This is a genomic window from Nocardioides sp. P5_C9_2, from assembly GCF_054049555.1.
In genome coordinates this window covers 1-12,071 of the sequence record NZ_JBFUMD010000054.1, presented here as the reverse complement: position 1 = coordinate 12,071, position 12,071 = coordinate 1, and the positions used below count along the sequence as shown (strand labels likewise).

Below are 12,071 nucleotides of genomic sequence, written 5' to 3'. Positions count from 1 at the left end.
GGCGCAGCCCACGACCACGTCGAGGCGCCCGYGCCTGGCCACGACGTCCGCGACCACGCGGCGTACGGCGTCGTCGTCGGCCACGTCCACGGGCGCGACCGTGGTCGACGCGGCGCCGAGGTGGTCGCAGGCGGCGGCCACCCGCTCGAGCGCGACGGGACCCCGGGCGAGCAGCACCAGGTGGTCGCCCCGGCGCGCGGCCAGCTCCGCGGTCGCCTCGCCGATCCCGCTCGAGGCTCCGGTCACCAGCACCACCCGGGGCTCGCCGGTCATCGGCGCCGTTCGGCGATGTAGGCGAGGCGTCGCAGCGTCTCGGTGTTGCGCCACCTCAGGCTCATGCCCCGCACGGGCGGAGGCACGAGGGTCCCGGGACCGGAGACCGGCTCCTCGGTGATCCGGACCTCGGTCTCGGCCCCGACCGGCAGCAACCGGATGACGATCTCCGCCTCACCGAGCGGCCACCCGCGCGCCCGCAGCGTCAGCGAGTGCCCGGGGGTGGACTCGAGGACCTCGGTGTCGTCGTCGATCAGCAGCGGCCACACGCCCACCGAGTGGTGCAGCTGCTGCCCACCGCGGGCCATGAGTCGTCGACCTCGCGCATGCGGGAGGCCCCCACCACCCACACGGGGTAGACCCAGCCGTCGCACAGCACCTCCCAGACCTGCTCGGGTGTGGCGTGGACGAGACGTGTGTTCTCCGCCATGGCTGGCTCCTGTCGTGGGGACCCACCACGCTAACGACGTGACCCCGCCTCGCCCACCACCCCCAGGGGCCCTCCTCGCAGTCCCCCCAACCAGCACGCGCGGGGCTTTGCGAGGATGGGGACGATGCCCTACTTCGAGCGCACCGGCGAGACCTGCTGGACCCCCACCGAGCACGTGAGCGGCGCGTGGAACACCGCCGAGCAGCACGTGGCCCCCGCCCTGGGACTGCTGGCCCACGTCGTGGAGCAGGACCGGGACCGGCGCCGCGACGACGGCCTGCTCCTGTCCCGGCTGTCCTACGACATCCTGGGCACGCTGCCCATGGAGGAGGTCACCGTGGCGGTGCGCGTACGCCGCCCCGGGCGCACCATCGAGCTGGTCGAGGCCGAGGTGTCCCACGACGGTCGGCCCGGCGTGCTGCTGCGGGCATGGCTGCTGAGCGCGGGCGACACCGCGACCCTCGCCGGCACCGACCTCCCACCCCTGGCCGGTCCCGACACGATGGCGCCGTGGGACCCGACCACGGTGTGGCCCGGCGGGTTCATCGACTCCGTGGAGCTGCGCCGCGACCGGCAGGGTCCGGGTCGCGGCAGCTACTGGGTCCGCACCGACGTCCCGCTCCTCGACGAACCGGTCAGCCCCACCGCGCGCGCGGCGGGCCTGCTCGACATCGCCAACGGCATGGCCGTGCGCGCCGACCCGCGCGAGGTGGCGTTCCCCAACCTCGACCTCACCGCGCACCTGTTCCGTGCACCGGCGCCCGGCTGGCTGGGCTTCGACACGACCGTCTCGTTCGGGGCGGCCGGCCACGGCCTGACGAGCACCGTCCTCCACGACGGGACGGGACCGGTGGGCACGATCGCCCAGTCGCTCACCGTCCGTCCGCTGGGTCCCTGACGGGGCTGACGGGCGCCGCCGCGGGTCAGTCCTCGTCCGAGGACTCCTCGCCGTGGGTGCCCKGCCGCGGTGCCCACGGCAGCTCCTTGGCCGGTCGTACGACGATCAGCCGGTCGCCGCGGGCCAGCAGCGTGACGACCGGGTCGAAGTAGCGGTAGACCTTCTCGTCGCGGACCACCGAGATGACCTGGTCGGGCAGTGACTGCGGCTGCCGGCCGACCTCGCTGACCAGCAGGTCGCGCTCGGCGACCTCGAGGCCCTCGCCGTACGTCATCAGGTCCTCCATCACCGAGCCGAGCGTCGGCGACATCGAGGACAGGCCCAGCAGCCGGCCCACGGCGTCGGAGGAGGTGATGACGGAGTTGGCGCCCGACTGCTTCATCAGCGCCACGTTCTCCTGCTCGCGCACGGCCGCCACGATCCAGGCGTCGGGGTTGAGCTGGCGGACCGTCAGGGTCGCCAGCACGTTGGAGTCGTCGCGGTTGGTGGTGATGATGACCTGGCTGGCGGTCTGCACTCCCGCCCGTCGGAGGATCTCGCGACGGGTCGCGTCCCCGACGACGACCGCGAGCCCGTCGGCGTGGGCCTCCTCCATCGCCACCGGGCTAGGGTCCACCACCACGATGGCCTCCCGGTTCTGGCCGTTGTTGACGATGGTGTCGACGGCGCTGCGGCCCTTGGTGCCGTAGCCGACCACGACGACGTGCTCCTGCTCTCCCATGCTCTTCCTCCACCGGGCGACCCGGAAAATCTCGCGGCCCTGGGAGGCGAGGACCTCCAGGGTGGTCCCGATCAACAGCACCAGGAAGGCGATGCGGAGCGGGGTGATGATGAATGCGTTGATCAGCCGTGCGCCGTCCGAGACGGGCGCGATGTCGCCGTACCCGGTGGTGCTCAGGGTGACGGTCGTGTAGTAGATCGAGTCGATGAGGTTGACGCCGTAGAAGGGCGGGTCGTTGCCGTCGCGGTAGCCGTCCCGGTCGAGGTACACCAGCAGGACCGTCCCCACCAGGATGGCCAGCGCGAGCAGCAGTCGCCGCCCCAGCTCCCACCAGGGGGAACGGGCCGGGTCCGGGAGCGCGACCGTCGCACCGTGCATCGAGCTCGAGTGACGCGGGGGGAGGTCGGGCACGCTCAGGAGTCTTTCACGGTGATGCGCCCGCGCAGGCGCTGCACGAGCTCGTGCCGGGCGCGCGTCGTGCTGCCCTGCGGGTAGACGGTGTCGAAGGCCGCATTGACCGCCGCCCCGATGAGGACCGCGATGGCCAGCAGGTAGAGCCACAGCATCACCGCGATGGGGGCCGCGAGCGGGCCGTAGATCGACCTCGACTCCGCGGCCGTGACCGTGAGCACCCAGCGCAGCACGAAGGACCCGGCGATCCAGGCGACCAGCGAGAACGTCGCCCCGGGAAGGTTGAACGCCCAGTTGGTCCGCACCGGCACGGACACGTGGTAGAGCGTGGCCAGGAAGCAGATGCACAACAGCAGCACCAGCGGCCAGTAGAAGCTCATCAGGAACTCGAAGCGCTGCGGCAACCAGCGCTCCACCAGCGTCGGGCCGGCCACCACCAGCGGGATGCTCACCATCCCGGTGAGCATCGCCATCACGTACAGGACGAACGACAGCGCCCGGGTCTTGACGATCCCCCGGTGCCCGCCGAGGCCGTGCATGATCGTGATGGTGTCGACGAAGACGTTGAGCGCCCGGGACCCCGACCACAGCGCCAGCACGAAGCCGACCGAGATGACGTCGTACCGTCCGCCGTCGAGGACCGTGTCGATGGTCGGTCGGATGATGGTGTTGACCGCCCGCTCGGTGAGCGCCTGCGACGACAGGTCCAGCACCGCCTGGCGCACGTCGTCGAGCTGGGCGGCGCTGAAGCGGTCGGAGACGTAGCCGATCGCCCCGGCCATCGCGAACACCAGCGGCGGCACCGAGAGGATCGCGAAGAACGCCGCCTCCGCTGCGAGGCCCGTGACCCGGTAGCGCATGCACGCACCCACCGTGGCGACCGTGATCCGCCACAGGTGCTCACGCACCGTGACCCCCTTCGTGCGAAGGGTCCGCAGCGCCGGATGCTGCTCTCCCACCGACACCATGGGCCTACGGTATCCACCATGCAGGTCCATCTCCGGGACGCCACCAACCAGGCCCCGCCACTCGTCGGTCACAACGTCGTCACCTCCGACCTCGCGCTCACCGAGGCCGTACGCCGACATGGCTCCGACGCCGTCCTCGACGACCTCGTGGCGCTCGGCGCCGAGGCCGGCACCGCCGACGCCCGTGAGCACGGGATGCTGGCCAACACCCACCACCCCGAGCTGGTCCCCTACGACCGCTACGGCACGCGCATCGACGAGGTGGCCTTCCACCCGTCGTGGCACTGGCTGATGGAGCGCGCCGTCGGCCACGGCCTCGCGGCGACCCCGTGGGAGCAGCAGGCCGCCGGCGAGCCGCACGCACACGTCCGCCGGGCGGCCGGCTTCCTCGCCTGGTCCCAGACCGAGCCGGGCCACGGCTGCCCGATCTCGATGACGTACGCCGCCGTCCCGGCGCTGCGGGCCGATGCCGCGATCGCCGCGGAGTGGACCCCGCTGCTCGCCTCCCTGCGCTACGACCCCGGGGTCCGTGCCCACGGCTCCAAGCTGGGTGCGCTGGCCGGCATGGGCATGACCGAGAAGCAGGGGGGCTCCGACGTCCGGGCCAACGTGACGCGGGCCCGCCCCACGGGCGAGAGCGGCTGGTACACCCTGCACGGGCACAAGTGGTTCACGTCGGCGCCGATGAACGACGTCTTCCTGGTGCTCGCCCAGGCCGAGGGCGGGCTGACCTGCTTCGTGGTCCCCCGCGTCCTCGACGACGGCACCCGCAACCGTATCGACGTCGTCCGCCTCAAGGACAAGCTCGGCAACCGCTCCAACGCCTCCTCCGAGCTCGAGCTCGACGGGACCCTGGCCCAGCGCCTCGGCGACGAGGGCCGCGGCGTACGGACCATCATCGAGATGGTCGCCGCCACCCGGCTCGACTGCGTGCTGGGCTCTGCGTCCCTGATGCGGCGCTCGCTCGCCGAGGCGTCGTGGCACGTCACCCACCGCTCGGCCTTCGGCGGCCGGCTGGTCGACAAGCCCCTGATGCAGAACGTCGTGGCCGACCTGGCCGTCGAGTCCGAGGCGGCCACCGCCCTGGCGCTGCGCCTCGCGGCGGCCGTGGACCGACCGGGCGACGCCCACGAGGTCGCCCTGCGGCGGATCGCGCTGCCGCTGGCGAAGTTCTGGGTCTGCAAGCGCACCCCCTCCATGGTGGCCGAGGCGCTGGAGTGCCTGGGCGGCAACGGGTACGTCGAGGAGTCCGGGATGCCGCTGCTGTTCCGCGAGTCGCCGCTGAACTCCGTGTGGGAGGGGTCCGGCAACGTCAACGCGCTGGACGTGCTGCGGGCCCTGACCCGGGAGCCGGAGGTGCTGGAGGCGTGGATCACCGAGGTCGGCGCCGCCCGCGGCGAGGACCCGCACCTGGACCGGGCGATCGACGACACGCTGTCGCTGCTCGGCGACGTCGCCTCCCTCGAGGTGTCGGCCCGGCGGCTGGCCGGGCAGATGGCGGCCTGCCTCCAGGGCTCCCTGCTCGTCCGGTTCGGGCCACCCGAGGTGGCCGACGCGTTCTGCGCCAACCGGCTCGGGTCGGCGTACCACGGCACGTTCGGCACGCTGGCCGGCGCCGACCTGGCCGCGATCGTCGAGCGCGCGACCCCGGTGGTGGCCTGATGGCCACCCGCGAGTGGGACGCGTCGACGTACGACGCCCTCCCGCTCCCCCACGTCGCGTGGGGCCAGCGTGTGCTGGACCGGATGCGGGTCGAGGGCGACGAGCGGGTGCTCGACGCCGGGTGCGGCACCGGTCGTGACGGCGAGGCGCTGCTCGAGCGCTGGCCCGACGTCCGGCTGGTCGGGATCGACGGCTCGGAGCAGATGATCGCCCAGGCGCGCCTGCGCCTGCGGGATCGGGCCGAGCTGCTCGTCGCGGACCTCACCGAGCCGTTGCCGCTCACCGAGCCCGTGGACGCGGTGATGAGCATCGCGGCCTTCCACTGGTTCACCGACCACGACCTGCTCCTCGCCAACCTCGCGGCGGTCATGCGACCCGGCGCCCGGCTCACCTCCGACTGCGGCGGGCGGGGCCAGCTCGCGGTGATGACCGCCGCGCTCGTCGAGGTGACCGGCGACGGCAAGTTCGGGACGTCGTTCAAGGGCGTCGACGAGACCCGGACCTCGCTCGAGGCCGCCGGCTTCGAGGTGGAGGACGTGCGTCTGGAGATCGACGCTATCCGTCGCTGAGCGCGGCGGACACGACCTCCCGCGCCTCGGCCTGCACCTGCGCGAGGTGGTCGGGACCGCGGAACGACTCGGCGTAGATCTTGTAGACGTCCTCGGTGCCGCTCGGGCGCGCGGCGAACCACGCCGACTCCGTCGTCACCTTGAGCCCGCCGATCTTCGCGCCGTTGCCCGGCGCCTCGGTGAGCTTGCCGGTGATCTCCTCCCCCGCCAGCGACGTCGCCGCGACGTCGTCGGGCGAGAGGGCGGCGAGCTTGGCCTTCTGCGCCCGGTCGGCGGGGGCGTCGACGCGGGCGTACGCCGGGTCACCGTTCACGGCGACCAGGTCCGCGTAGTGCTGGCTGGGCGTCCGACCGGTGCGACCGAGGATCTCGCTGGCCAGCAGGGCGAGCAGCAGGCCGTCCTTGTCGGTCGTCCACGTCGAGCCGTCGCGGCGCAGGAACGAGGCTCCGGCCGACTCCTCTCCGCCGAAGCCGAAGGACCCGTCGATCAGGCCGGGGACGAACCACTTGAAGCCGACCGGCACCTCGACGAGGGGCTTGCCGATGGAGGCGGCCACCCGGTCGATCATCGAGCTCGACACCAGCGTCTTGCCGATCCGCGCGGTGCCCGGCCAGTCCGGCCGCGCACCACCGAAGAGGTAGCCGATCGCGACGGCGAGGAAGTGGTTGGGATTCATCAGGCCGGCGTCGGGGGTGACGATGCCGTGCCGATCGGCGTCGGCGTCGTTGCCGGTCGCGAGGTCGTACTCGTCCTTGCGACGGATCAGGGAGGCCATCGCCGAGGGCGACGAGCAGTCCATCCGGATCTTCTCGTCCCAGTCGAGCGTCATGAAGCGCCACGTCGGGTCGACGAGCGGGTTGACCACGGTCAGGTCCAGCCCGTGGCGGTCGGCGATCTCTCCCCAGTAGTGCACACTGGCCCCGCCGAGGGGGTCGGCGCCGATCCGCACGCCCGCCTCGCGGACGGCGTCGAGGTCGAGCACCTGCGGGAGGTCGTCGACGTAGGTGCCGAGGAAGTCGTACGACCCCGCCACTGCCCGGGCCCGCGTGAACGGGACCCGGCGTACGCCGTCCAGCCCGGACGCGATCAGCGCGTTGGCGCGCGCGGCGATGACGCTCGTCGCGTCGGTGTCGGCGGGCCCGCCGTGGGGCGGGTTGTACTTGAAGCCGCCGTCGGCCGGCGGGTTGTGCGACGGCGTGACCACGATGCCGTCGGCGAGGCCTGCTCCGGCGGAGCGGCCACCGTTGGCGCGGATGATCGCGTGCGACACCGCCGGCGTGGGCGTGTAGCCGTCGCGGTCGTCGACCAGGACGGTGACGTCGTTGGCCGCCAGCACCTCGAGCGCGGTGGCCCAGGCGGGCTCGGACAGGGCATGAGTGTCGCGGCCCATGAAGAGCGGCCCGTCGTAGCCCTGGTCGCGCCGGTAGTCACAGATGGCCTGCGTGGTCGCGGCGATGTGGGTGTCGGTGAAGGAGGTCTTGAAGCTCGACCCCCGGTGACCGCTCGTACCGAAGGCGACCTGCTGGTCCACGTCCTCGGGGTCCGGGACCCCCGTGTAGTAGGCGGTCACGAGGTGGGCGACGTCGACCAGGTCGCGGGCCTCGGCGGGCTGTCCGGCGCGGGATGCTGCATCTGCGGGTGCCATGCCGACATCTTGGTGCCCCACCCGTCGCACGTCGAGGACCGGCACCCGCGAAAACATTTCCGGGAGTGCTGTCGAAACCGGCACCGCCCGCCCGTCATCGTGGTGAGGTCGCACGCAGCGACCCACCACACAGGAGGAACCAGATGAGCCGATACCTGATCCTGCTCCCGGCACCCGAGGCCGAGTGGGCCGCGCTGCCGGAGTCCGAGCACGAGAAGGGGATGCGGTCGCACGGTGAGTTCCAGGAGGACCTGCGGTCGGGCGGGCACACCCTGCTCACCGTCGGACCGCTCGACCCGTCGGCGCAGGCCACCTCGATGCGCCCCGACGGCGACGGCGGTGCCCTCGTGACGGACGGGCCGTTCTCGGAGACCGCCGAGCAGGTCGTCGGCTTCTACCTCGTCGAGACCGACGACGAGGCCGACCTGCGGGCCGCGTGCGAGCGCTTCGCCGCGCGGGGCGAGCACATCGAGTTCCGCCGCATGGCCGAGTAGAGACCGGAGAGGGAGACTGAGATGACCGAGTACGTCGTACTGATCCTGGGGGACGCCGATCGTTGGTGGACCACCATGACCGAGCAGGAGCGCAAGGACGGCTACGCCGAGTACGGGCGCTTCGCCCAGCAGCTGGCCGAGCGGGGCCACCGGATCGTGGGGGGTGCGGAGCTCCAGTCGAGCAGCACGGTCCGCACCATCCAGCCGGGCGGCAGCGCCGTCACCGACGGCCCGTTCGCCGAGTCGGCCGAGCAGGTGGGCGGCTACTTCCACATCGACACCGAGGACGTCGACGACCTGGTGGAGTGCTGCAGGATCATCGCGGCGCTCGGCGACGCCGTGCAGGTGGTGCCCACCGTCGTGCCCGACACGAGGCCGTCGTGAAGTACCTCGTGCTCCTCATCGGCGACGGGGAGGTCAAGCCCTGGAGTGAGCACACCCCCGACGAGCAGGCCGCGACCATGGGTCGGTTCCGGGCCTTCGACGAGGCGTGCGCCGCCCGCCCCGGGGTCGAGGTGCTCGCCGGCGAGGCCCTCGCCGATGCCGGGCTGGCGACCACCCTGCGCACGCGCGGCGGCCGGCTCGAGATGACGGACGGCCCCTACGCCGAGGTCGTGGAGGGCATGGGCGGGTTCTACCTCGTCGAGGCGCCCGACCTCGATGTGCTGGTCGAGCTGCTCGGTGAGCTGCCGGCGTACGACATGCAGGTCTCACCGGTCGTCGACGTCTCCTACTGACGCCGACCGGGCAGCCTGACGTGACCGACGTGCTGGAGCGCACCGTGCGCGAGGAGTGGGGCCGGTTGGTGGCCCTGCTCCTCGCGCAGTACCGCCGCGTGGACCTCGTCGAGGACGCCATGGGTGACGCCGTCGAGGCGGCCGCCCGACGGTGGCCGCAGGACGGCGTGCCCGACAACCCGGCGGCGTGGCTGCTCACCGCCGCCCGCCGGMGACTCCTCGACCGGCTCCGCGCGGAGGAGACCGTACGCCGCACCACGCCCGACCTCGCCGCCGAGGCAGGGCGCCAGCAGGAGGGGGCGCGCACCATGGTCGACCCCGGGGGCCTCGTCGAGGACGACCTGCTGCGGCTGGTGCTCATGTGCGCGCACCCGGCGCTGGCCCCGGAGGCCGCCGCCGCCCTGTCGCTGCGACTGGTCATGGGGGTCCCGACGCCCGACGTCGCGCGGCTGTTCCTCGTCCCCGAGGCCACCATGGCCGCACGCCTCACCCGGGCCAAGAAGAAGATCGTGGGTGCCGCTATCCCCTTCGGTGTCCCCGACGCCGGTGTGCTGCCCGAGCGACTCGACGCGGTCGCCCAGGTCGCCTACCTGGCGTTCACGGCCGGCTACGCCCCCGGCACGGGTCCGGACCTGCTGCGCGCCGAGACGTCCGGCGAGGCGATCCGCCTGGTCCGCGTCGTGCTCGGCGTGCGACCCGACGAGCCGGTGCTCGTCGCCCTGCTCGCCCTGATGCTGCTGCAGCACTCCCGCCGCGACGCGCGGGTCAGCGACGGCCGCCTCGTGCTGCTGCCCGACCAGGACCGGAGCCGCTGGCACCGCGACGAGATCAGCGAGGGGCTGCGCCTGCTCGACCACCCCGCTCTCGCCGGCCCGATCACGGTGCCGGCGGCGTCGTACACGCTCCAGGCCCGGATCGCTGCGGAGCACGCCCGCGCCCCCCTGCCCGAGGACACCCGGTGGGAGCGCGTCGTGGCGCTCTACGACACCCTGCTCGCCGTCGCCCCCTCCCCCGCGGCCCGGCTCGCGCGAGCGGTCGCCGTCGCCGAGGCCCGCGGCCCGTCGGCCGGCATCGCGGCGCTCGAGGGCGTCGAGATCCCGGCCAGCCACCGCGTCGCGGCCGTGCGCGCCGAGCTGCTGGCACGGGAGGGCGACACGGTGGGCGCGCGGGCGGCGTACGACCAGGCGATCGCGGCGTGCCGCAACGACATGGAGCTCGCGCACCTCGAGGCGAGGCGCGCGGCCCTGGACTAACCCTCCTGCACGCGCTGCTGCTAGCCCTCCTGCACGCGCTGCTGCTTGGCCAGCACGGTGAGCCCGTCGTCGACGACGAACCCGCGGGCGCGGTCCTCGTCGGCGTCCACCCCGATCCGCACGCCCGGCGGCACGATCACGCCCTTGTCGAGGATGGCGTTGCGCACGATCGCCCCCTCACCGACCTGCACGCCGTCCATCAGCACCGAGTCGGACACCTCGGCACCGTCCTTGATCCAGACCGCGGGCGAGAGCACCGACTGGTTGACGGTGCCGCCGCTGACCACGACTCCGGGCGAGAGGATCGAGTTGAACGTCGAGGGTCCGCCTCCGCTCGCCCCGGCGACCAGCTTGGCCGGCGGGTGCGGGCCGTAGCTGGTGTAGATCGGCCAGGCGGAGTTGTAGAGGTTGAAGACCGGCAGCGGCGACACCAGGTCCATGTGCGCCTCGTAGTAGGAGCGCATCGTCCCCACGTCGCGCCAGTAGCCGCGGTCGCGGTCGGTCGAGCCGGGGACGGTGTTGTCCTTGTAGTCGTAGACCGACGACTCCGACGTGTCGACGAACCACGGCACGATGTCGCCTCCCATGTCGTGCTTGGACTGCTCGAGCTCGGCGTCGCGCGTGACCGCGTCCCGCAGGGCGTCGGCGGTGAAGACGTAGTTGCCCATGCTCGCCAGGACCTCGTCCGGCGAGTCCGGCAGGCCGACGGGGTCGGTCGGCTTCTCCAGGAACGCGCGGATGCGCTGCGGGTTGGTGGGATCGACGTCGATGACGCCGAACTGGTCGGCCAGCCCGATCGGCTGGCGGATCGCGGCCACCGTGCAGCCGGCGCCGGACTCGACGTGGTCGGCCACCATCTGGGAGAAGTCCATCCGGTACACGTGGTCGGCACCGACGACGACGACGATGTCGGGCTGCTCGTCGGTGAGCAGGTTGAGCGACTGGTAGATCGCGTCGGCGCTGCCGAGGTACCACCGCTTGCCCACGCGCTGCTGGGCGGGGACCGGGGTCACGTAGTTGCCGAGGAGGTTGGACATCCGCCACGTCGTCGTCACGTGCCGGTCGAGGCTGTGCGACTTGTACTGCGTGAGCACGACGACCTTGAGGTAGCCGGAGTTGACGACGTTGGAGAGCGCGAAGTCGATGAGGCGATAGATGCCGCCGAACGGCACCGCGGGCTTGGCGCGGTCCGCGGTGAGGGGCATCAGCCGCTTGCCCTCACCTCCGGCCAGGACGATGGCGAGGATCTTCTTGCGGGCGGGGGCGGCACTCATGCCCCGAAACTAGTGGCGTGCGGACGGCGCGGTCGACCCAAACGCCGGAGTAAGTTCCCGCTCATGCGAATCGACGTGCTGAGCAAGGAGTACCCGCCCGAGGTCTACGGCGGTGCCGGCGTCCACGTGGCCGAGCTGGTCCGGGCCCTCCGGTCGCAGCCCGGCGTCGACGCGCAGGTGCGCTGCTTCGGCGCGCCGCGGGACGAGGCCGGGACGACGGCGTACGCCGAGCCCTCCTCGCTCGCCGCCGCCAACGGGGCGATCCGGACCCTCGGTGTCGACCTGGCGATGGTCGACGACTGCGCCGGCGCGGACCTGGTGCACTCGCACACCTGGTACGCCAACATGGCCGGCCACCTCGCCGGCCTCATGCACGGGATCCCGCACGTCGTCAGCGCCCACTCCCTGGAGCCGATGCGGCCGTGGAAGGCCGAGCAGCTCGGCGGCGGCTATGCGCTGTCCAGCTGGGTGGAGCGGACGGYGTACGACGGCGCGGCCGGCATCATCGCCGTCAGCGCGGCGATGCGCGACGACGTGCTGCGCAGCTATCCCGACGTGGACCCGGCCAAGGTCACGGTGATCCACAACGGCATCGACACCGACCTCTGGTCCCCGGTGTCCGACGGCGACCGGATCCGCGCGCTCGGCGTCGACCCCGACCGGCGCAGCGTGATCTTCGTCGGCCGGATCACCCGCCAGAAGGGCCTGCCGCTGTTCCTGCGGGCGGTGGCCGAGC

At 72.5% G+C, this 12,071-nt stretch carries 14 protein-coding genes; 8 read left to right on the top strand and 6 right to left on the bottom strand.

Annotation, left to right across the window (positions count from 1 at the left end; translation table 11 throughout):
• Together ACXJKL_RS04660 and ACXJKL_RS04655 are read right to left on the bottom strand one after the other, a co-directional pair.
• Window positions 1-273 (bottom strand): SDR family NAD(P)-dependent oxidoreductase (locus ACXJKL_RS04660; protein WP_457205890.1); only part of this gene is annotated, 273 nt, incomplete at its 3' end.
• Window positions 270-581 (bottom strand): hypothetical protein, encoded by a 312-nt coding sequence (locus tag ACXJKL_RS04655; RefSeq protein WP_457205889.1) that lies wholly within the window; start codon window positions 579-581, stop codon window positions 270-272. The genes ACXJKL_RS04660 and ACXJKL_RS04655, both read right to left, overlap by 4 nt.
• 246 nt (window positions 582-827) lie before the next feature.
• Between ACXJKL_RS04655 and ACXJKL_RS04650 the strand changes: the two genes are divergently transcribed.
• Window positions 828-1,601, top strand: a complete 774-nt coding sequence (locus ACXJKL_RS04650; protein WP_457205888.1) for a thioesterase family protein — start codon at window positions 828-830, stop codon at window positions 1,599-1,601.
• 25 nt (window positions 1,602-1,626) lie between these two features.
• On the opposite strand, the gene ACXJKL_RS04645 is transcribed toward ACXJKL_RS04650, so the two are convergent.
• Both ACXJKL_RS04645 and ACXJKL_RS04640 read right to left on the bottom strand, forming a co-directional pair.
• Complete coding sequence (locus tag ACXJKL_RS04645; protein ID WP_457205891.1) at window positions 1,627-2,700, bottom strand: potassium channel family protein; 1,074 nt, start codon at window positions 2,698-2,700, stop codon at window positions 1,627-1,629.
• A 35-nt stretch (window positions 2,701-2,735) separates the two neighbouring features.
• Entirely contained in the window at window positions 2,736-3,641 is a 906-nt protein-coding gene (locus ACXJKL_RS04640; protein WP_457205887.1) for a YihY/virulence factor BrkB family protein, read from the bottom strand.
• Window positions 3,642-3,719: 78 nt separating this feature from the next.
• Here ACXJKL_RS04640 and ACXJKL_RS04635 point away from each other — a divergent pair, with 78 nt between their 5' ends.
• Window positions 3,720-5,363 carry an acyl-CoA dehydrogenase family protein gene (locus ACXJKL_RS04635; RefSeq protein ID WP_457205886.1) on the top strand — a complete coding sequence of 548 codons (1,644 nt, stop codon included), beginning with the start codon at window positions 3,720-3,722 and terminating at the stop codon, window positions 5,361-5,363.
• The gene (locus ACXJKL_RS04630) at window positions 5,363-5,932 is read left to right on the top strand and encodes a class I SAM-dependent methyltransferase (protein WP_457205885.1); all 570 of its coding nucleotides are present in this window, start codon (window positions 5,363-5,365) and stop codon (window positions 5,930-5,932) included. Before ACXJKL_RS04635 ends, ACXJKL_RS04630 begins: the two co-directional genes overlap by 1 nt.
• On the opposite strand, the gene pgm is transcribed toward ACXJKL_RS04630, so the two are convergent.
• A complete protein-coding gene (pgm, locus tag ACXJKL_RS04625) occupies window positions 5,919-7,577 on the bottom strand; it encodes a phosphoglucomutase (alpha-D-glucose-1,6-bisphosphate-dependent) (RefSeq protein WP_457205884.1) in 1,659 nt (552 codons plus the stop codon). The two genes, ACXJKL_RS04630 and pgm, sit on opposite strands and share 14 nt — an antisense overlap.
• A 143-nt stretch (window positions 7,578-7,720) precedes the next feature.
• Between pgm and ACXJKL_RS04620 the strand changes: the two genes are divergently transcribed.
• Genes ACXJKL_RS04620 through ACXJKL_RS04605 form a run of 4 tightly spaced genes read left to right on the top strand, consistent with a single transcriptional unit; the run spans window position 7,721 to window position 10,061 of the window.
• Entirely contained in the window at window positions 7,721-8,071 is a 351-nt protein-coding gene (locus ACXJKL_RS04620) for a YciI family protein (protein ID WP_457205883.1), read from the top strand.
• 21 nt (window positions 8,072-8,092) lie between these two features.
• Window positions 8,093-8,455 carry a YciI family protein gene (locus tag ACXJKL_RS04615; RefSeq protein WP_457205882.1) on the top strand — a complete coding sequence of 121 codons (363 nt, stop codon included), beginning with the start codon at window positions 8,093-8,095 and terminating at the stop codon, window positions 8,453-8,455.
• Window positions 8,452-8,808 carry a YciI family protein gene (locus tag ACXJKL_RS04610; RefSeq protein WP_457205881.1) on the top strand — a complete coding sequence of 119 codons (357 nt, stop codon included), beginning with the start codon at window positions 8,452-8,454 and terminating at the stop codon, window positions 8,806-8,808. The genes ACXJKL_RS04615 and ACXJKL_RS04610 overlap by 4 nt, the downstream gene beginning before the upstream one ends.
• Window positions 8,809-8,828: 20 nt before the next feature.
• Entirely contained in the window at window positions 8,829-10,061 is a 1,233-nt protein-coding gene (locus ACXJKL_RS04605) for an RNA polymerase sigma factor (protein ID WP_457205880.1), read from the top strand.
• Window positions 10,062-10,081: 20 nt separating this feature from the next.
• On the opposite strand, the gene glgC is transcribed toward ACXJKL_RS04605, so the two are convergent.
• Entirely contained in the window at window positions 10,082-11,335 is a 1,254-nt protein-coding gene (glgC, locus tag ACXJKL_RS04600) for a glucose-1-phosphate adenylyltransferase (RefSeq protein ID WP_457205879.1), read from the bottom strand.
• Between the two features lie 63 nt (window positions 11,336-11,398).
• Here glgC and glgA point away from each other — a divergent pair.
• Window positions 11,399-12,071, top strand: a 673-nt coding sequence (gene glgA / locus ACXJKL_RS04595) for a glycogen synthase (protein WP_457205878.1), incomplete at its 3' end; no start/stop codon positions are given.